Annotated in this window: 24 protein-coding genes and 1 riboswitch; of the genes, 14 read left to right on the forward strand and 10 right to left on the reverse strand. The window is 40.9% G+C overall.

Annotation, left to right across the window (positions count from 1 at the left end; all coding sequences use genetic code 11):
• Positions 1–35 precede the first annotated feature (35 nt).
• Positions 36–1,118, forward strand: coding sequence for a glycosyltransferase (locus LIT25_05735; protein ID USK34851.1), 1,083 nt, complete (start codon positions 36–38; stop codon positions 1,116–1,118).
• A 149-nt stretch (positions 1,119–1,267) separates the two neighbouring features.
• Here LIT25_05735 and LIT25_05740 read toward each other — a convergent pair whose 3' ends face one another.
• Entirely contained in the window at positions 1,268–2,056 is a 789-nt protein-coding gene (locus LIT25_05740) for a hypothetical protein (GenBank protein USK34852.1), read from the reverse strand.
• A gap of 45 nt (positions 2,057–2,101) precedes the next feature.
• Complete coding sequence (locus LIT25_05745) at positions 2,102–2,377, reverse strand: hypothetical protein (protein USK34853.1); 276 nt, start codon at positions 2,375–2,377, stop codon at positions 2,102–2,104.
• Positions 2,378–2,520: 143 nt separating this feature from the next.
• Here LIT25_05745 and LIT25_05750 point away from each other — a divergent pair, with 143 nt between their 5' ends.
• Complete coding sequence (locus LIT25_05750) at positions 2,521–2,871, forward strand: DUF1360 domain-containing protein (GenBank protein USK34854.1); 351 nt, start codon at positions 2,521–2,523, stop codon at positions 2,869–2,871.
• 132 nt (positions 2,872–3,003) lie between these two features.
• On the opposite strand, the gene LIT25_05755 is transcribed toward LIT25_05750, so the two are convergent.
• Both LIT25_05755 and LIT25_05760 read right to left on the reverse strand, forming a co-directional pair.
• Positions 3,004–3,801: a hypothetical protein gene (locus tag LIT25_05755; protein USK34855.1), complete on the reverse strand. Its 798-nt coding sequence runs from the start codon at positions 3,799–3,801 to the stop codon at positions 3,004–3,006.
• Positions 3,802–3,928: 127 nt separating this feature from the next.
• Positions 3,929–4,636 carry a hypothetical protein gene (locus LIT25_05760; GenBank protein USK34856.1) on the reverse strand — a complete coding sequence of 236 codons (708 nt, stop codon included), beginning with the start codon at positions 4,634–4,636 and terminating at the stop codon, positions 3,929–3,931.
• A gap of 212 nt (positions 4,637–4,848) precedes the next feature.
• Here LIT25_05760 and LIT25_05765 point away from each other — a divergent pair, with 212 nt between their 5' ends.
• From LIT25_05765 to LIT25_05785, 5 genes are all read left to right on the forward strand, one after another.
• The gene (locus tag LIT25_05765) at positions 4,849–5,169 is read left to right on the forward strand and encodes a hypothetical protein (GenBank protein USK34857.1); all 321 of its coding nucleotides are present in this window, start codon (positions 4,849–4,851) and stop codon (positions 5,167–5,169) included.
• Positions 5,170–5,288: 119 nt separating this feature from the next.
• A complete protein-coding gene (locus tag LIT25_05770; GenBank protein USK34858.1) occupies positions 5,289–5,432 on the forward strand; it encodes a hypothetical protein in 144 nt (47 codons plus the stop codon).
• A gap of 140 nt (positions 5,433–5,572) precedes the next feature.
• A complete protein-coding gene (locus LIT25_05775) occupies positions 5,573–5,788 on the forward strand; it encodes a hypothetical protein (GenBank protein USK34859.1) in 216 nt (71 codons plus the stop codon).
• 92 nt (positions 5,789–5,880) lie between these two features.
• A complete protein-coding gene (locus tag LIT25_05780; GenBank protein ID USK34860.1) occupies positions 5,881–6,015 on the forward strand; it encodes a YjcZ family sporulation protein in 135 nt (44 codons plus the stop codon).
• 317 nt (positions 6,016–6,332) lie between these two features.
• A complete protein-coding gene (locus LIT25_05785) occupies positions 6,333–6,587 on the forward strand; it encodes a stage VI sporulation protein F (protein ID USK34861.1) in 255 nt (84 codons plus the stop codon).
• A 75-nt stretch (positions 6,588–6,662) separates the two neighbouring features.
• Here LIT25_05785 and LIT25_05790 read toward each other — a convergent pair whose 3' ends face one another.
• Positions 6,663–8,924 (reverse strand): ATP-dependent helicase, encoded by a 2,262-nt coding sequence (locus tag LIT25_05790; protein USK34862.1) that lies wholly within the window; start codon positions 8,922–8,924, stop codon positions 6,663–6,665.
• A gap of 155 nt (positions 8,925–9,079) precedes the next feature.
• Between LIT25_05790 and LIT25_05795 the strand changes: the two genes are divergently transcribed.
• Together LIT25_05795 and LIT25_05800 are read left to right on the forward strand one after the other, a co-directional pair.
• On the forward strand, positions 9,080–9,226 hold the full coding sequence (locus tag LIT25_05795) for a hypothetical protein (GenBank protein USK34863.1): 147 nt from the start codon (positions 9,080–9,082) through the stop codon (positions 9,224–9,226).
• Positions 9,227–9,349: 123 nt separating this feature from the next.
• Positions 9,350–10,237, forward strand: coding sequence for an MBL fold metallo-hydrolase (locus LIT25_05800; protein ID USK34864.1), 888 nt, complete (start codon positions 9,350–9,352; stop codon positions 10,235–10,237).
• Here the strand turns inward: LIT25_05800 and LIT25_05805 are convergent.
• The 5 genes from LIT25_05805 to LIT25_05825 all read right to left on the reverse strand — a co-directional run bounded on the left by LIT25_05805 (position 10,234) and on the right by LIT25_05825 (position 14,726).
• Positions 10,234–10,911 (reverse strand): DUF421 domain-containing protein, encoded by a 678-nt coding sequence (locus LIT25_05805; GenBank protein USK34865.1) that lies wholly within the window; start codon positions 10,909–10,911, stop codon positions 10,234–10,236. The two genes, LIT25_05800 and LIT25_05805, sit on opposite strands and share 4 nt — an antisense overlap.
• Before the next feature lie 918 nt (positions 10,912–11,829).
• Positions 11,830–12,261 carry a GNAT family N-acetyltransferase gene (locus LIT25_05810; GenBank protein USK34866.1) on the reverse strand — a complete coding sequence of 144 codons (432 nt, stop codon included), beginning with the start codon at positions 12,259–12,261 and terminating at the stop codon, positions 11,830–11,832.
• Positions 12,262–12,783 (reverse strand): YjcG family protein, encoded by a 522-nt coding sequence (locus LIT25_05815; GenBank protein ID USK34867.1) that lies wholly within the window; start codon positions 12,781–12,783, stop codon positions 12,262–12,264.
• A gap of 72 nt (positions 12,784–12,855) precedes the next feature.
• Positions 12,856–13,578, reverse strand: coding sequence for an esterase family protein (locus tag LIT25_05820; GenBank protein USK34868.1), 723 nt, complete (start codon positions 13,576–13,578; stop codon positions 12,856–12,858).
• A 92-nt stretch (positions 13,579–13,670) separates the two neighbouring features.
• Positions 13,671–14,726 (reverse strand): hypothetical protein, encoded by a 1,056-nt coding sequence (locus LIT25_05825; GenBank protein USK34869.1) that lies wholly within the window; start codon positions 14,724–14,726, stop codon positions 13,671–13,673.
• A 167-nt stretch (positions 14,727–14,893) separates the two neighbouring features.
• On the opposite strand from LIT25_05825, the gene LIT25_05830 reads away from it, so the two are divergent.
• The 5 genes from LIT25_05830 (at position 14,894) to LIT25_05850 (ending at position 19,620) form a co-directional block, all read left to right on the forward strand.
• Entirely contained in the window at positions 14,894–15,781 is an 888-nt protein-coding gene (locus LIT25_05830; GenBank protein ID USK34870.1) for a DMT family transporter, read from the forward strand.
• 71 nt (positions 15,782–15,852) lie between these two features.
• Positions 15,853–15,982: riboswitch (SAM riboswitch) on the forward strand.
• Positions 15,983–16,067: 85 nt separating this feature from the next.
• Positions 16,068–17,192, forward strand: a complete 1,125-nt coding sequence (locus LIT25_05835) for a methionine biosynthesis PLP-dependent protein (GenBank protein ID USK34871.1) — start codon at positions 16,068–16,070, stop codon at positions 17,190–17,192.
• On the forward strand, positions 17,179–18,363 hold the full coding sequence (gene metC, locus LIT25_05840) for a cystathionine beta-lyase (GenBank protein USK34872.1): 1,185 nt from the start codon (positions 17,179–17,181) through the stop codon (positions 18,361–18,363). The genes LIT25_05835 and metC overlap by 14 nt, the downstream gene beginning before the upstream one ends.
• A 207-nt stretch (positions 18,364–18,570) precedes the next feature.
• Positions 18,571–18,765 carry a hypothetical protein gene (locus LIT25_05845; GenBank protein ID USK34873.1) on the forward strand — a complete coding sequence of 65 codons (195 nt, stop codon included), beginning with the start codon at positions 18,571–18,573 and terminating at the stop codon, positions 18,763–18,765.
• Positions 18,766–19,170: 405 nt separating this feature from the next.
• On the forward strand, positions 19,171–19,620 hold the full coding sequence (locus LIT25_05850; GenBank protein ID USK36176.1) for a YfmQ family protein: 450 nt from the start codon (positions 19,171–19,173) through the stop codon (positions 19,618–19,620).
• Positions 19,621–19,784: the final 164 nt, after the last annotated feature.

Below are 19,784 nucleotides of genomic sequence, written 5' to 3' on the forward strand. Positions count from 1 at the left end.
ATCTTTACCTTGAGCAGAGGAGTGAATCTTCTCAGATGGAAACAATTGCGCATTATTTAACGGAAGATGTGAAAATCAATCAGCGCTTTATATATAATCAAATGGTTTATCAGGGGCTGTACCGCTCTATTGTAATCGGTCCATTTCAAAGGAAGCATGACACGGATTTCCCCTTAGATTCTTTTTATAATATAAATGAGATCCCGGATCTGACTGCCTTTTTTAACGAACAGAGGGTAGCCGCCATTCATGCACATCATGGCAAGCATGCCGTTGATGTCTTTCCGCTTGCCATGCAGCATAACCTTCCATTTATAGTCAGCATCCGCGGTTCTGACGGTTCGGCACAAAGCGAAGCGCTGTATAATAGAAACTTTTCGCGTTACCGTTCAATTGTCAATCATGACAGTTTATTCGTGCCGGTTTGTGAATATCTTGGAAATGAGCTTCTGAAGCTTGGGGTTCCAAACTGTAAAATAAATGTTCTGTATGGAGGAATTGACCTGGATGTGTTTCCATTTCAAGAACGCCACAAACCTGCTGATGGGGAGTTTGTCATCATTTCAGTCGGCAGACTGGTTCAAAAAAAGGGGCATGATACACTGATACGAGCTTTTAAGTCGGTCCATGAAACATATCCGAATATTAAGCTTAAAATCATTGGAGGCGGAAAGGAGAGAGCTAATCTCGAAGCGCTGATCGGGGAACTGCATCTAACGAATGCTGTGTTTTTATTAGGAAAAATGAGCTTGTTTGATATAGCAGAAGAACTGAAAAAAGCGCACCTCTTTTGTTTGCCGAGTGAAATAGCCCAAAACGGAGATGTGGAAGGCATTCCAAATGCTATTAAAGAAGCGATGGCGATTGGTCTACCCGTGATATCAACCAGGCATGCAGGGATACCTGAGATGATTTCTCATCTTCGCACAGGCTATTTAATTGAAGAAAGAAATGTTCAGCAGCTCTCGGACGGAATTGAATCATTCCTCCGTTCACAAGAAACATGGAGTGACTATACCCGTGCTGCAAGACATGTGATTGAAGAACGATTCGACTTGAAAAAACAGCTGATCAAGCAGCATGAGATGTATGATAAATTTCTTAAGAAGAATTGGTAATAAACGCAGAATGAAATCTGCGTTTTTTTCTGCTGCAATTAAGAAATGCCCAAGTGCCTTGGTCAGCGCAGGCATGGAGGATCCATTCTGTCTGAGGATTAAGACGCTGAGTACGGCAATCTTTCTTATCCAATAAAAAAAACACCTGACTAGGTGCCAAAGTATTTGCTGTTTGCATCTATGATAAGCTGAGGAAGCTCATGCAATCCCTCTCTTTTTAAAAAGGCAAGCAGCTTCTCTTTTTCCTGCTTCGTGACATTCCAATCAGATGGGATTTCTGCAAGAATCGCCCGAATGTCCTCTTGCTTTACATTTCTCATTTTTTCACTGAAATCATAAAGCAAAAGGGGATCCATAAGAAGCGAACTAGCCCATTTGTATACAGGCATATCAACGCGGTAAACAGGCTCTTTAGAAAGTGTTTCTTCATTCCATACATACATGCCCGGAAAGCATCTGCCATGATCAATCATCCAAAAGAAATAGGTTCCGTTTTCTTTTTCTTCAAACAGTATATTTGTCCGGCTGCGGTCATTGTTGTTCACCCACTGATCAAACACGAGCATTCCCGCCAGGTCTTTCATATTTACAAGGTTTTCTTTTTGCGGAGGCATTGAAAGCTCTGCATAGGATTTTACATTTGTCAGAAATGGAAAAGCCAGATGGTTACCCTGCTTATAAGAAGAATAGCGGCATGCAGGTATTTCTGCCAGAGAGTCTTCAGGCATATGAACAACCTTTAGCGGCAAACACGGCAAATCAAGAAGATGGGCAAGCTTTGCTGTAAGCCACTCATTTACTATTTCCCGTTTGCGGTAGTGCCGCACCATATGAAATTTAACCACATAATGATTCCCATCACTGAATAAAAACAGCTGCGCATAATTTCCTTCCAATGTTTTTAAGTATTGGATTGGCATGATCTCTTTATCTGACAAGTATCCATCCCCCTTATACTAGGAAGAGCTGTTATAGACAGCTCTTTACTCATCCTCTCCTTCAACAGCATCTTCACTGAGCGGAAGTTCAAGTTCAGTAATTTCATCTAAATGGAAAGTCACGGGTTCTCCTCCATTTTCATAAAAACGGTCGATGATAAAAGCAGCTTTTTCATCATCTGAATTGTATGATTTGAAGGCAGCTTCATAATGAATTTTTTCCCCGAGATGAACATTTACTTCATCCCCCGCTGTTATTCCGGCCAATTTTTGTTTTATATCATTTGATTCTTCAAAGTTAAAAAAGATTACTTTGCCCATAATATCCTCCTTTGATGCTCCATTTCCTATACAGTATATGTAACACCTCTCCAGAAAGTTAACCAGTAAACGCGAACTTCGGTCATAAACGCCATGACCTTTCATAAAATGTATCATTATCCAAAGCAGAGAAGGAGATATATATGATTGGATGGATCGACTTTATTTTACTGTTTTTAGCGAGCTTCAGGCTTACCAGGTTGCTTGTTTTTGATAAAATAACAGCTTTTATCAGAAGGCCTTTTCATAAGGAAGCGGAAGAGGTTTTGCCTGATGGAAGCACACTTTCCTATATTGAAATAAAGGGAGAGGGGCTTCAGAAGTGGATTGGCGAATTGCTCAGCTGTTACTGGTGTACGGGTATTTGGACTTCTGCCTTTCTGTATATTATTTTCGTTAACATGCCGGACCTCGCATCTCCCCTGATACTCATTCTGGCGATCGCAGGCTGTGCAGCGATTCTTGAATCTATTATTGAAAAATTAATCTTCTAAAAAAAGAGTCTATGCCGCTAGACTCTTTTTTGTATTCTTTGCACATAATCTCTGGACTGGACTAAAAAAGAGCATTTTTCCTGTCTGGTCCTTATCTGTCTTCTTGCACTAAACAGTCGGCTCCGCTTTTCTTTATTGAATCGAGATTTTGTTTAACGAGGGCACTCCCCTCTGCAGTTCTTTGGTGTAAACAAAGCCATTTACGGTTATGGGACGGCTGTCTGGTTTTGGGAAGGATATTTCGAAACTTGAGAAAACTAGATGATCATTTGGTTTAATTGGTGCATCGATTAAAGGCTGGAGCCAGTATTGATTGTCGCTGCGGATTCGCTCACGCCAATTTTCATGGACGTGTTTCCAATGATTATTTGCAGCATCTTCGTAAATTTTAGTATCATCCATTTTTCGCTGCAGGATGATTTTTCCGCTTAATGATCCAAAGAGAAGCGGTGTAATTTGAATACAGATAATCGGCTGGTGCAGAGGCTGATTACCGGTGTTTTTTAGGATGAAGTCTCCAAATACAGTCAAGTTGTCATCTTCTCCCTGAGGAAGGAGAATGGAAGCCTGAAAGTGGGCACTTGCTTGCACAACCGGTTCTATGACTGCTGGTTTTGCCTGATCTTCCTGCATCAATATTTTTTTGCGCAGATCAGCTGTCCGTTTTTTTTCTTCCTCAAGAGCGACTTCTAGTGTGAGCACTTTTTTCTCAAGCTTAAACACCTCTTTTTCAAACTGATCGGTGTGGGTGTGGAGTGCTTCGTTCAGTTTTTCCTGCAAATACTGATTCCGGATGAGCTCTTTCTTTACTTGATTTTCTGCGTCATTGACAAGCTGCTGCATACGGCTTAGTTCAGAACGGTAATGCAGAATTTGCTGCTGCAGCTGAAGAGAGCGCTCACCGGAATTGGGCTTTTCTTGCTTTTTCATTTTTGCAGCTCCTTTCTGAACTCCCTAAAGCATATGTATGAAGGAAAGCATCAAATCATTTCTTGGTACCCGCATATGAAACAAAAAAAATAAGAGGCTGTATTTGATAACAGCCATCTTAGTTTAATTAGTGTACTGGGAAGATTTCAGGGCATTGCGGCGGGAATTTCATGTTGTTGTCGCATGCACCGCTTGCTTCTGTTAACTCTTCACGCGGCTTACAGATTTTAGCTTCCACTTCTAGTTTCACGTCAGCTTCCATTTGGATATCTAAGCAGAATGAAATGGATACATCAAGTTGTGAGAACACGTCTGTGCAAACTAAAGTTGCATCGCACTCAAAGAAGTTAACATGGCAATCAAGTTCAGTTCCATCTGGAGCACAAAGGATGAATGTTTGAGCTGTAGCAAACGGAATTGGTCTTGATTCACAGATAACCATGTCATTTGCATCTAAGATTTCAACTGTTACAAAGCCTTTAACAAGTACTTTTACTCTTTGCAAAGTAACTTCGTCCCCGTTTGGAAGGGTTACAGTTACATCTTGACGTTTGTCTTGAGGTGAAATCTCCATGCAGAGAAATGACTTGCTTTTCTCGTTTGGATCGATGCGATTACCGTCTTTATCACTTAGGAAGCAGTTTACTGTAACGTCTCTTGTATGCCCCATGTTCTTTAAGAACATACAAATATCGTCTGTTTTGCCGTCGCAGTCAAATATTTCATCTAAATCATCGTCGTTTATACTGATTAGAGGCAGGTCTACTGAACGTGTAACCCAGTCGAACACTTTACGCGTATTAATACAAACTTTTTCTTTTCTAGATTGACTCACTGTTGTTTTCCTCCTATCTTAATTTCTCCCGTCCAATTTAATGAACAGATACATTAGGTGTCGGGACTAATGTATAGTATGTTTTTTCCCAATTTGTGTGCCGTGATAAGAGCGGAATTTTAGGTGAATGTCAGTTTCCTGCATAAAACCTCTGAAGGCTGAATTTCATAGTAGTAAGGGAATAATTTAATATATGGATGGGAGAGAGGATTGTGACAAATCAACAGACAGAAAACGTAAAAGCTCTCAAAGCGCGGATCTCTTACTTGCAAAGAGAACTTTCACATACGCGGGCACAGCTGCTGGATTATGAAGAGGATGGGTCTTACAATGAACTGCGCAGAGAAAATAAAAATCTAAAGGAAAAACTCATTCATCTTGAAGGGGAAAATCTCGTTCTATTTGAATTGCTTACAAAAAATAAAACTGAGGAAGAAAAAGATTCTGCGCAGTCAGATAAATTTTATGATTCATGGTTTATAAGCAACCTGAAAAATCAAGCTTCAAAAGATGACGATAAACCGAAAGAATAACATACTCTTAAATAAATGACTGACCTTGTGTCTCCGCTTTTATTATTAGTTCTTTCGCTGAAGTCAAAGAGATGGTTTATGACATAGATTATAAGCAAGAAACGTAAGGGAGGATTATCATGCTAAATAAAAAAGCAACGAAAGCGCCGAAATCAAATTCAGTGGTCTTTTATGGCTCTTCCCACTATAATCAGCAGCCTTCTGGCAGCATGAAGAAAACCGGCTGCGGATGCGGAAAGAAAAAGATGATTGTCAGAGATTAGATAATTGATAAGAGTCCTCTCCATTTGGCAGAGGATTTTTTGTTTTTTAATTAAGTTTTTAATTGCTCCTTGAGGAAGGAGCTTTAAAACAAAGGCAAACGCCGGCACTTCTGAATAAGTTAATAGAAGAGGTGAGTGACATGGGAAAGATTAGCGGGAAATTCGAAAAGTTTCTTGATGGGCTGTATGACCGCCATGATGAGATCCAGGAAAAGCATTCAAAATGGATGAGCGAGAAGGAGAAGGATTTAAAGTCACTTGCTATCTCAGCAGGCAAGTTTGAGGATAGGGTGGAGCAGGCGGCAAATGAAGTGGAGAGATGGATGGCAGCTCAGGAAAAAAATCTAAAATCATAAATATCCGCACTTGACCTGCTCAATTTGTCCAACCAAAACGGCATCACGGACATATGCTGTATAGACGAAAGATAGAAGGAGGTGGCTAAGATATGGGTTACGGATACTATGGCGGCTGTGGCTACGGCGGCGGTTACCAAGGCGGAGGATACTGCGGTTCAACATTTGTTTTAATCGTAGTATTGTTCATCTTATTGATCATTGTATTAGGTGCTTCTTTCTGCTAAGCATTTCTGAACGTGATAAAAAAGGAAGTATGGGCATTATTGTCCGTACTTTCCTTTTTTTAAGGCTCTTTTCGTAAACATTGATGCTTAAGGTAGTCATTAAAAAATCGGGGCTTGGATTTTTTACAGTAGTTTCGGTATATAAAAATAGCCATGCATTTTTAAATTTTTGGAAAAGAGCACGACAGAGAACTTATTGCGAAAAAAAAACATACGCAAAGCAACAATCAATGCGAACACAGCCTTTTATAAAAGATAGGCAGGCACATCAAATACAGAGCTTCATAGGATATATCATCGTAAAGGAGGCAACAAACATGGATAATCACTTCTTTAAAAATCTTGAAAAGAAAACTGGCGTTAATATGAAGGAAGTATTAGATCTTGCCAACTCCCTTCAAAATGCCAATTTCCAAGATGAACAAACCGTCCGCAGCGTTATTCGCCGCGTCTCTCAAATTGCCAATAAGCCTGTTAATAAAGAAATGGAAGACAAAATCGTAAACAGCATTGTGAATGGAAAAGAGAAGCTGGACTTTGGAACAATTTCTAAGATGATTAATAAGAAATAAGAAAGCAGCCTCTCCAGATTTGGAGAGGCCGTTTTGTGAGGTTTGGCTGAAATATTTCGGCTGATTGTCTCAAACTCAAACCATCAGCCCTCTGATAAAGCGTGACGGAATCGCTTTCCGTCCGCGTCTGTATTGAGGAACAGAAACTGACAGAGAAGATTTAGCACGTGTCATGGCGACATACATTAAGCGGCGTTCTTCTTCGATTGGCTTTTCATCGCCTTTTCGGAAGGAGTCCAGGGCAAAGTCATGCGGAAGGCCTCCGTCTACTGCCCCCAGAATATAGACATGTTCATATTCTAAACCCTTCGCCCGGTGCACCGTCATCAGCTGAACGGCATGTGGATCACGCTTTTGTTTCCATTCTTTCGATTTGGCTGTCATATGCTCGACATGCTCCAAAAGTTCCGCAACCGTATCGAATTTATTGGCAAGCACTCTTAAATCTTTCAGATCGTCCGAGCCTTTTTCAATGGCGTTGCCTTCATTGCCCCGTTTTTTCAAAAAGTCAGAGAACCCCATATCTTTTTCAATTATATCAATGGCAGCTGTAGGCTTTAATGTTTTCAGCTTTGCAAACATCGGGACAATCCTCTTGATTTTTGCCTTTTGAAAAGGCTGAAGGGCCTCCAGTTTGGTCAGTGCTTCAACAAATGTACAATCGTATGTGATGGAAAAAGCCTTTAAGTCGTTCAGGGCACTCTGTTTTATAAACAGGGCGCTCATCACATGGACGATGGCTGCAGAATCATCAGGGTTCATCCCAAGCCTTAAGTAAGCAAGCAGCCCCTTAATCATTCTCCTTTCGTAAAAAGAAAGGCCTTCCTGTTCAATCGTAAAAGGGATGCTCGATTGAGCGAGCCGCTCGAAAATGGCACGGCCAGCCGTATGGGTCCGGTACAGCACAGCAAATTCACCCGGCTTTGCCCCGTTTTCAAGCTTTTCCTTCATGTCATTCACAACAAGCGTCGCTTCCTCTTCTTCATCATGAGGAAAAAAGAAGAGCGGAGGTGCCTCATTTTGATATTGAGCGTTCATGGCTTTTTGGTGGCGCTGTTTATTTTTAGAAATAACCGAATTGGCACTAGAAACAATTTCGTGGCTTGACCGGTAATTCTCTGCAAGTGTCACAATTTTCGCATCAGGAAAATCATTTTTGAAATTCAGGATAAAAGACGGATCACTGCCCCTGAATGCGTAAATGGATTGATCATCATCTCCGACAACACAAAGCTGATTTGTGTGAGATGACAGCATTTTTAAAAGCTCGTACTGAACGGGATTAATGTCCTGGAATTCATCAACGAGAAAATAGCGGAATCGGTTTTGATATTGGGCAAGCAGTTCAGGATTTTCTGCTAAAAGCACGTAGCATTTGATCAGCATATCATCAAAATCGAACTGATTCTGAGCGCTCTTCATTTCTTCATATTTTTCGTAAAGGAATAAGGCCTGTTCTTCCCATTCTGTTTCAGGCTTAATGCCGCGGTTAGAGAGAAACGTATTTTTCCAAAAGCTGATCTGCTGCAGAGCCTGATCGTATGGAAACTCCTTCTCATTTAGACCAAGCTCGCGTCCGGCGGATTTTATGTACTGCTCTTTCTGCCAGTCCCATTTAATTAAGTGCTGACCATTCCATCTTTCGGGATCACTGTGCATCAATATTTTGTAAAAGATGCTGTGGAAGGTACCGCAAACCAGCCTTCCTGATGAAGGCGATGCGGCATATTCATTCAAACGGTGTTTCATTTCCTGTGCTGCCTTTGAAGTGAAGGTGACAAGCATAATGGAGCCTGGGTTTATTTGCTGTTCCTCCATCATGTAAAGTGCGCGTGTAGTTAAAACGCGGGTTTTGCCGCTCCCGGCGCCAGCGAGAACAAGAAGCGGACCGTCAATAGTAGTAACAGCTTCAAGTTGTGTATCATCAAGATTTACTTTCAGAATGCTTTTTGCAGCCGTTTTTTCTTTTACACGCAAGGGAGTTTGTCCTAGTTTTGCAAGCTGGTAAGGCTTCCAGGAAGTTTCTTTTTTTGGCTGATCCCCGCCTATGGCTCTTTGGGCAGGCATGCGGAAACCGTTTGTTTCTTTATGAACGATTTCTTTTGAGGCAGCAGCCTGCTGAATCGTTTCGCTGTATTGTTCACATTGCTCATGTATCGCATGATCAGCATGATAAAAATAAGGTTTTTGTTTGATGCCTAAGTATAGCTTTAATGGCTGATTACAGCATGCGCATGTCACTTTTCCATGAAGGCTTGCTTCATAGATCTGCTGAAAACGTTCTCTGGCCAAGTAAGGGAGCTGTATAAATTCATCTTTAAATTTTCCGCAAATCAACGAAAGTCCTCCCATAATTTCACAGTAAAATGCGTACCTTTATAAATAAAGACACAAACTCTATCTTATCAAAAGGAAGCAAAACAAAAAAGGGGAAGGAACATTCGTTTTAGAGCACGAAATGATGGGAATAGATTCTGAAAGGGGTGATGTAGATGAGTTACGTAGCACCAATAATTATAGATCAATATGTGCAGTACACCAATCGGATGGTCAGGCACAAGCCGGATTATGCAGAATTATTAAGTGTCGCGCGAATTGAACTAAACACCAGACCTGAGGGAGGAAGAGAAGAAATTTGACCATATGCTGGATCAGGCAAAACGGACAAAGCGGGCAAGGGAGGTTTATATGAAAACATTGACAGGGAATGGATGTCTGTTTTACGAATCGATTTGAAAAGACTTAATAAAAAGGAGTATGTCATGAAATGCATCAAACTAACGGAAAAATGCTTTTATTTTCAAGGTGCCGTCAATATCGGCTATATTATGAGCGGCAATTATGGCATGCTTATTGACGCAGGACTGGATCCTCAAACAGCAAAAAAGGTCTGCAGGCAATTATCGGCCCAAGGCTTTCCATTAAGCCATTTATTTATCACTCATGCTCACGCCGACCATTACGGCGGCGCAGCATATATTCAGGAAAATCATTCAGTTCATACATACGCTTCAAAAGAAGAGGCAGCCATATTAACCAATCCGATACTAGAACCGCTTTATTTATTTCAAGGCAACAAGCCACTTCCTGAGCTGCGGAACAAATTTCTGGAAGGGGCACCTATTATCATTGATGAAGAGGTAACGGAAGGAAAGCACCAATTTGGCGATGTCTTATTTGAATGCATGGCACTCCCCGGTCACAGTCTTATGCAGCTTGGCGTAATGGTGGACGGCATATTATTTGCTGCGGACGCCTATTTTGGTGCAGAACAGATAAAAAAACATAAGATTCCTTACATAATAGACGCCGAAGATACACTTAAATCCTTAGAAAAACTTTTAACCATCGAATGTCTAGGAGCGGTGCCGGGTCATGGAAATTATGAGGAAGCGTTTCAAGAAACGGTCAAGCTAAATATAGAGTATCATCATCACGTTCTTTCCGTCCTTTTGGACATTCTCTCAAGCCGTCCTCATACTCATGAACAAGTCATCCAAAAAATGTGCCGTCATTTTGGCGTTAATCCATCATCCCTTTCATCATGGCTGCTGTTTAGAACTGCAATCATGGCATACGCGACGAAGCTGATAAAAGATCAAAAAGCTGAAATGGTGATCGAGGATGCCATCCTTTATTTAAAAAGTTAATTCATTTTTTGAAGGTAAAGTCCTTCTCCTTCAAGCCATTCAGCGTATAAGACCTCCTTGTAGGTCTTTATATTTTGCTTCTTGAGCTCTTCCTGCAGCCATTCTTCTGAAAATCCTGCTTCCTGTACATTATCAAGCAGGACTTCTCCATCAAGAATCATTGAAAAAGGCAGAATTGCCTTTTCTTCCGGCATGCTAAAATCACTTCGCGTCGGCATTTCAAATTCAGGTTTTTTTAAAATGTTTACTGTCCCATCTGTTTCCAGAACAGCAAAAGCTACTTCACTCAATGAAAATGCGCCTCTTGCTCTTACCAGATGCTGAAGCTGATTGAGATCAAGCTTGCTTGCTTTTAAACTTTCACGAATAATTCTGCCCTTATGAATAATAATGGTGGGCCTTCCTTCTAAAAAGGCTCTCGTGTTCTTCCATTTTTGCGTAATAATTTCAAGAAGATAAATAAGAGATCCCCATACTGAGATAGCGAACAGTATTTTAAGTATGCCAGTATCGTCGTCAAATACGGCATTTCCTACAAGCTCCCCAAGTACTAGAGCAGAAATGAAGTCAAATGTAGTAATTTGGGTAATTTGGGTTTTACCTAAAATTCTTGTTAAAAAGAATAATCCAAAAAACCCAACGATTAAATCAAGACCTGTATGTAAAAACTCCATAGCGTCACCTTGTCTCGTATTAGATGAAGTTAGCATGTGCAGGTTTGCCTGTTTTTATTGAAGAAGAAATCTTAAAACATCGGTATTAAATGATGCTGCTGGAATTTAAATTCTAAAAAACAAGACAGCACCAAGTATTTGCATAAGGTCTTAGAGAATGTGTATGATCCCCGAAACCACTAGATCTATGATTTTGAGTACTCAAAGGAAGCGTATGATTCCTCAAAAAAGTCAACTCCATGGTTTTGAGTACTCAAAGAAGGTGTATGAGTACTCAAAAAAGCCAACTCCATGTTTTTGAGTACTCAAAGGAGGTGTATGAGTACTCAAAAAAGCCAACTCCATGGTTTTGAGTACTCAAAGTAGGTGTAGGAGTACTCAAAAAAGTTAATTCCATGTTTTTGAGTACTCAAAGGAGGTGTATGAGTACTCAAAAAAGCCAACTTCAGTGTTTTGAGTACTCAAAGAAGGTGTAGGAGTACTCAAAAAAGCCAACTTCAGTGTTTTGAGTACTCAAAGAAGGTGTAGGAGTACTCAAAAAAGCCAACTTCATGGTTTTGAGTACTCAAAGTAGGTGTAGGAGTACTCCAAAAAGTCAATTCCATGTTTTTGAGTACTCAAAGGAGGTGTATGAGTACTCAAAAAAGCCAACTTCAGTGTTTTGAGTACTCAAAGAAGGTGTAGGAGTACTCAAAAAAGCCAACTTCAGTGTTTTGAGTACTCAAAGAAGGTGTAGGAGTACTCAAAAAAGCCAACTCCATGTTTTTGAGTACTCAAAGGAAGCGATTAATTCCCCTAAGAACAAAACGTTAATCACAACAAAACAACGGATACCAATTGCACAGTGCAATGTAGTACCCGTTTTCTTCCGTATTTTGCTGTTTTCTCGCCTTAAAAACGCAACCCGTTAGCTGCTTTTTAAGCTTTTATTTCTTTTACCATCGTAACATGCGGAATGCCTGCATCTAAAAATGTTTCTTTTGAAATGGTGTTATAGCCAAGCTTCTCATAGAAAGGCTCTGCATGTGTTTGTGCATTCAGCTTTAGTTTTTGCATTTCCTTTGAAGCAGCAATCTCTTCAAGTTTTTCCATGATGATTTTGCCTGCGCCTTTAGAGCGGTAATCAGGAAGCACGCAAATTCGTTCAATTTTGCCGATGCCGTTCAGGATGCGAAAACGTCCTGCACCAACTGGCTTGTCGCCGTCATATAAAACAACGTGAGAAGCTTCTCTTTCAAACTGATCGATTTCTTCTTCTTCAGGCACATGCTGCTCTTCTACAAATACTTTTGTTCGGACATCATAGGCTTCCTGCAATTCTTCATCTGACTTTACAATTCTTGCGATCACCTACAGACCTTCCTTTCCAAGAAGAAATGTCTCAAAAACCGTCCATGATCCATTTTCCAGCTGATAGAGAAGATGGAAGCGGTCAACCGTTTCTTCATGCTGAAAATCTGTCATTTTCAGGTGGCCAAGCACATCTGAAAGCTCATCATCAGACAGCTCTTGACCAATCGTAATATGAGGAACAAAAGCATATTCAGGCTCAATATCAGAGAAGTATTCATCATGCAGAGCATCATACAGGTTCAATATTTCTTCTGTCGGTTCAACTTTAAGATAAATGACGTTGTTTACTGGTGAAAAGGAACTGAATTTTCTGATTGAGAGTGAGAGCGGCTGCATTCTTTGTGCAATCTGACGCAGTTCTCTTGAAATGTCCCTTACCTGCTCATCTGTCGCTTCAAATGGCTGTTTAAGCGTCAAATGAGGCGGGATCAAAGCATAGTTGGTGTCATAGCGCTTTCGGTAAGAGTTAGCTGAATCCTGCAGTTTTTTTGATGGAAAAATGGCAATACCGTACTTCATATGTGTTCCCTCCCATGTATAAATATGTATTCATAGTATATCAAAAATTAAGGTTTGAAGCATATGAGACAATTAGAACATTGTTTTTAAAATCTTTTTCAAAGACGGCTGCCAGAACGTCCATTTGTGGTCGCCTTCAAATTCTTCATAGACGGATGGAATTCCTTTAGCGGAAATGGCCGCGTGCAGTTCCCTGTTTGGGGTAATGAAGTCCTGCACTGCGCCGTCAGTCGTTTTGACTTCTGTTTCTTTCGTGCCAATTTGGTGATAGACCGATAATAAAGCCGGGAAAGAAAAATCCTTCACCATTTGCAGAACAGCTTCATCTGAATAAGGTGATTGCATCATTACTTTTCCAAACGTATTCGGATAAGTAAGAGCGGTCATAAAGGATACAGTTCCAGCAAGAGAATCTCCGATTAGAGCTCGCCCGGCTCCTATTTGATAGGTCGGAAACTCCTTGTCCAGATAGGGAACAACTTCATTAGCCAAAAAGCGAATATAGGCTTTTTGCTTCGGCCCTTCCGGATGATATTTATCACGGCGATCATGCACGTCACGATACGGAATGCCTACAATGATTACATTTTCGATTTCTTTTTCACTTAATAGCTCCTCTGTCTGCCTTGGGATGCGCCCGAGTCTGAAGTAATCCTGACCGTCCTGTGCAATGATCAGGCTGTACTTATAAAGAGGCGAATAATTCTTCGGCAAATAAATCAGGAGCGTTACTTCTTCTTCTAATTCTTTTGAATAAAGCAGCGTCTCTTTTACAATTCCTGCTTTCGCTGTCATCACAAATACCTCCAAAGATGTTGGACGCTGTCACATCCATTATTAAAAACGCTTCCATTCATTTTAGCATGAATTGTGACAAAATTCTTGCTTCATGCACGATTGATTTTTGCTGATACGTCTGACATGAATTGTCGGGCCTCATCCGCATTCAGATGAATAACATCCGCATTTTTTTTAAAACCATACATGTAATCCACGGTTACAGCTTCTTTTAAAACGATTTGAATGGCCGGTTTTTCTTTTATGAATTCCGGCAGGCTCAAATCCAGAACGGTTCGTTCTTGTATTTTTGTTGATTTTTCAGGGAAATCATTGTCCTTGATCTCATTTATTAAGTGAAGCGGAATGGTGACTCTTTTAGATATTCCTGCCTGAAGGTATAAGCTAGTATCTGTCAGTCTATACGGAGTCAGCCGGATTGCTTGAAGATCAGCCAGAATAAAGAGGACGCCATATCCGTTTAAAATAAGCAATATCCATGAAAGAACCGGACTAAACGAATGGAGAAGAAAATGGAATCCCGCTGTTTCCAGGACAATCGCATGAATCAGCATAATATTGAGGGCAGCCACACTTGTTTTATGATGGGCTGTGAAATAAACCCCTGTTCGTTCAGGCGCTTTTTTCCTCCAAGTGAAGAAAGCGTAGTAGAAAAGGGATATTTCAGTAAAAAGGATATCCATCAGACGGTTAGAGGGAACATGCTTTTCGAAAGCAGCTTTAGCTTTTGGAATAAAGAAAGGGAGATCAGTCATTTTATACTGTGCAAGGATTCGCGGCAGTTTCTTGATAAATAGAACGAGAATAAAAATCTCTGCGAGTAAAACAAGAGCTTCACAAGCAAAGAGCATCCAGGGAATGAACGAGAAAGTCTCCATCTGCTGTGCGGGTATCAGAAAGCGGGCAAATACATAGCCGGCCAGGATTACAGGCACTAGATAGGAAAGGGAGTACCTTTTTCTCAAAATAAACAAATAGGTTAAGAGCGGTATAACAATCAAGAAGTCAAGCAGGGAACCAAGAGCTGCTCCCGCTGGAACAGGCTGCATAAATGGAAAACGGTAAATCGCTGCATTTGATCCCGCTATGAGAAGAACAAGGATTGAAAAAAGACCCCATTTTGGCTTTGTTAATGAATATGTCATCCGTATCGCCGCCTTTCACTTATAGGATAAATATACCATGTAAATATGTAAAAAAAATACAGTTAATTTGAACACTCTTTGACAGATATAAACCCATCATAATTCCTTTATTCAGTACATATTCCTTATATGAAGACAAGCCTGATAAAGGGAGGGAATGCCTGAAAATGAGGAAATCAATTCATGTCACGGCAGGTATCTATGCAGCTGTCTCAATTTCTTTCTGGGGAATTTCCTTTGTATCAACAAAAGCCGTTTTAGTTCAGCTGGAACCTTTTACATTGCTTGTTTTGCGTTTTGGTATTGCATCACTCTTTTTATTCCTCCTTCTTTTCATCCTTCGACAGCCTTTAAAAATAAAAATGGATTATCTCCCTGAGGTTTTTATACTTGCCGTACTCGGCATCTTTGTCCATCAAGTCATTCAGGCTGCAGCACTGCAGTCCATTCAGGCATCGCAGGCAGGATGGATCATCTCTTTTTCCCCGATTTTCACAGCTGTTCTGGCATCTCTATTTTTGAAAGAAACGTTTACGCTTTTTAAAGCAGCAGGCATGACAATTGCTGTACTAGGCGTTCTCTTGATTACATCTCATGGACAAGGCGGGTCATTAACCTTTCATGCAAATGCGGGATACGCACTGATGATCTTAAGTACATTAAATTGGGCGGTTTATTCCATTCTTATAAAAAAATTAAAAATCCCTTATCCTGCATTAACCATTACTTTTTATACAAGCTTTTTTGGTTTTATGATGACAATTCCATTCTTTATAAGAAATAACGGCTGGATTCAGATGAGTGTACTGACTCAGGAAAACTGGACTCATTTGCTGTTTCTCGGAATCTTTGTCTCGGCAGTCGCTTACTGGTTTTGGGGAAAAGCCCTGGAGGTCATGGAGGCGACTAAAGTGTCATCCTTTCTTTACTTTGAACCGCTTGCAACTGTTATTGCGGCAGTCATCTTGCTGAATGAACCGATTTTATTAATGAGCGGGGCAGGCGGTTTGTTGATTATTGCCGGTGTGATGATTGTAAATCGTAAATATTCATAAAAAAACCCCTTGCAAATTATTTGGTAATGAGATAAGGTTATAAAAACAATTCAAAAAGTTCATACTATTTATTCTTATCCAGAGAGATGGAGGGTTCTGGCCCTGTGAAATCTCAGCAACCGGAAAAGAACAGAGAATGTTCCTGTTCGAACCAAGGTGCTAAATCCAGCAAGCGCAGGTAATAAGCTTGGGAGATAAGGAGAAGCAATCATTCGATATCAACGTCTTCTTCTTAAATGAGGAAGACGTTTTTTATTGTTGAAAAAACTATGGGACGGTGTTGGAAATGTCAGAACGCATTGAAACAATCTTGGCTCAAATTGGAAATCGAAGTGAAAACGTAACGGGAACAGTGAATCCGCCCGTCTATTTTTCTACAGCATACAGGCACAATGGAATTGGGGAATCAACTGGATTTGACTACATCCGCACTGGAAATCCTACTCGGACGATACTTGAAAAAGCCATTGCAGAGCTTGAGCATGGAGATCAGGGATATGCCTTCAGTTCAGGAATGGCTGCGATTCAGACATTGATGGCATTGTTTAAAAGCGGAGACGAGTTCATTGTTTCCTCAGATTTGTATGGAGGAACCTACCGTTTATTCGAGCGGGAATGGAGAAAATACGGACTTGTTTTTCATTACGCTGATTTTAAAGACGAAGACTGTACGCAGCGGCTGATCAATGAACGCACAAAGGCCATTTTTCTGGAAACCCCGACAAATCCTTTGATGCAGGAAACAGAGGTCAGCAAGATTGCAAAAATTACCCGCGATAACAATTTGCTGCTGATTGTCGACAACACGTTCTACACGCCTATCCTGCAAACGCCGATATTAGATGGAGCGGACATCGTTATACATAGTGCCACCAAATATTTGGGCGGACACAATGATGTGCTTGCCGGTTTGGTTGTTGCTAAGGGAACAGAGCTTTGTGAAGAGCTTGCACAACATCACAACGCAATCGGGGGGGTGCTTTCTCCTTTTGATTCCTGGCTCTTGATCCGCGGCATGAAAACCCTTGCCCTGCGGATGAACCAGCATGAGAAAAATGCCGCTCAGCTTGCAGCATTTCTTGAAAATCAAACAGAAGTGACAGACGTGCTTTATCCTGGCAAAGGCGGAATGCTTTCGTTCAGGCTGCAGAAGGAAGAATGGGTGAATCCATTTTTGAAAGCCTTAAAGACAATCACATTTGCAGAAAGCCTGGGCGGATTGGAAAGCTTTATCACATATCCAGCGACGCAGACTCATATGGATATTCCTGAAGAGATACGCGCGGAAAATGGCGTGTGCAACAGGCTATTGCGCTTTTCTGTCGGAATTGAATACGCAGGAGATTTGGAACTGGACTTAACACAGGCATTTGAACGGATGAAGGAGGCGGAGAAAGTTGAGCAGCGATGATTGGAAGTTTGAGACGAAGCTTCTCCACAATCGTCAAAAGGTGCAAAAAGAAACTGGAGCGGTAAGCGTGCCGATCCATCATTCTTCTACTTTTCACCAATTTGACTTTGATGACTACGGAAAATTTGATTACAGCAGATCGGGGAACCCGACACGCGAGGCATTAGAAGAAACGATTGCCGAACTAGAAGGCGGCACAAAAGGATTTGCCTTTGCTTCTGGAATGGCGGCCATTTCAACCTGTTTCTTGCTCCTTTCTAAAGGAGACCACGTTTTAATTACTGAAGACGTATACGGCGGAACGTACCGGATCATCACAGATGTATTGAGCAGATTCGGCATTGAATACAGCTTTGTCGACATGACCGATTTGCATGAAGTGGCGTCACACATCAAGCCAAATACAAAAGTAATCTATGTTGAGACACCGTCAAATCCGCTTTTGAAAATTACCGACATCCAGGGCATTACGAAACTTGCAAAAGCAAATAACTGTTTAACATTTTTAGACAATACGTTTTTAACACCTGTTCTGCAGCGGCCGCTCGAGCTGGGAGTTGATATCGTACTTCACAGCGCAACCAAGTTTTTGGCCGGACACAGTGATGTCCTTGCAGGACTCGCAGTTGTAAAAGACGCAGAGCTTGCTGCACAGGTAGGAAAACTGCAAAATGCGTTCGGTGCGGTACTAGGAGTGCAGGACAGCTGGCTTGTGCTCCGCGGAATTAAAACACTGAACGTCAGACTTCAACAATCATCGGCATCTGCGCGGAAGCTGGCAGAGTACTTGTCTAAGCATAAAGCTGTCCGTCACGTTTATTATCCAGGATTAACGTTCCATCCTGGCCACTCAATTCAGCGTTACCAGGCGGACGGACCAGGTGCCGTGCTATCATTCACATTAGCCGATGAAGACGCTGTCCGCACCCTTGTTAAAAATGTCGAGCTCCCTGTATTCGCTGTAAGCCTCGGCGCAGTAGAATCTATTCTTTCCTACCCGGCGAGAATGTCTCACGCCGCTATGCCAAAAGAAGAGCGGGAGCGCCGCGGGATCTCGGACGGTTTATTGCGCATCAGCGTTGGCCTTGAGGATGCAGACGACTTGATCAAAGATTTTGAGCAGGCCTTGGCGAAGCTGCCTGCACATGCTAATAACAAGTTGAGAGCTTGATAGAGTTTAGGACGATTCCTTTGTGGGGAGTCGTTTTTTTTTCATGTAGATTTGGAAACTTTCGCACGACAACTACGAAATGGATGGTCAAAATTACTCTAAATTGGACGGTTATTACATTTGTTCTTAATTGTATAATACAATAGAGTTTATAAGTAACGCAGATAAGCTGAGAAGTTACCCTGAGCAGATAATGAGGTGCATACCATGGAGCTTGCAATAGGTTTAGTGATAATTATTGGAATGGTTTCACTTATTTCCACTTTATTAATAGCCGGAAAAGGTGATAAAGATTACAGGAACGCAGTAAAACGAAACACTTCCAATCTAACTTGGATTTACGTTATTGTTATTTTAATTTCTCTTATTGCAGTAGGTGTATATATATCATGGTTTACCTAATTTAAATCATTTCAATCACCTAAAGAAGCTATAATCGAGATGTAATTTATGTTCCAGGTTCTACCTGGGGATTTTTTGGAATAAAAAGTTGATGGGCTCTTTAAAAACAGTGAAGATTATTGAAAACAGACAATACCTGGATTTGAGCTGGTTGAGAGTCTCATATGTGCTCTATGATTACCCAATGCCTCGATTTGAGCTGGTTTAGGGTCTCATACGTGCTCTATGATTACCCAATGCCTCGATTTAGTGGTTGAGGGTCATACGTGCTCTATGATTATCCAATTCCTCGATTTGTGCTAGTTTAGGGTCCCATACAGCTCTATGATTACCTGGGATATGAATAAATTTATAGTTATTTTATAAAAACTCAGTTTTTAAAGTAAGGGGATGAAAGATATGGATATGACTTGGGCAGTTTTGCTTTCGTTAATTCTAATGAGTGCTGTTAAAATAGTAATGACCTGTATTCCAACATTTGGTGCGGAATGGCTGATCAGCAAATTTGAGATTCATTCAAAACTTACTGACTCAAATTCCACACTAACCATTAATGGGGATTTATTAGAAGGTGAAGACAAAATTCAGGTTATTAATTATTTTAACGAAGCTACATTTTTTAAAAAATATTATATATATCCAGGGAGCGAGAAATTATTTTTACATCCAGAGAACGGTGGGACTCCAATAGTCATTGAGACTAAAAGAGGAAAAAAGGATGTTAGGTTATTTGTATACAGTTACAAAGATCACGTTTATGTAGTAAAACAGAACAAAAAGAAAATAGCCGCCTACAGTCTGCTTTCTGATAGCCTCCAAAAACGTTCTAATTCAGTAACAGAGGAAGTCGTTTAACAATCCTTCTGCCAAAAAGAGTTTAAATAACTCCCCTCAAGCATTCGTGCCTAAAATACAGGTACCCGCCTGCCTCCCAAAACTGCATCCAAACCGTCAGCCCAAAAAACAGAAAATACATTCTCTAGCTTCCAGAATCATGATATTATTTTTGAGAAAGGTGT

Source organism: Bacillus sp. F19 (assembly GCA_023823795.1).
Classification (GTDB): Bacteria; Bacillota; Bacilli; order Bacillales; family Bacillaceae; genus Bacillus_P.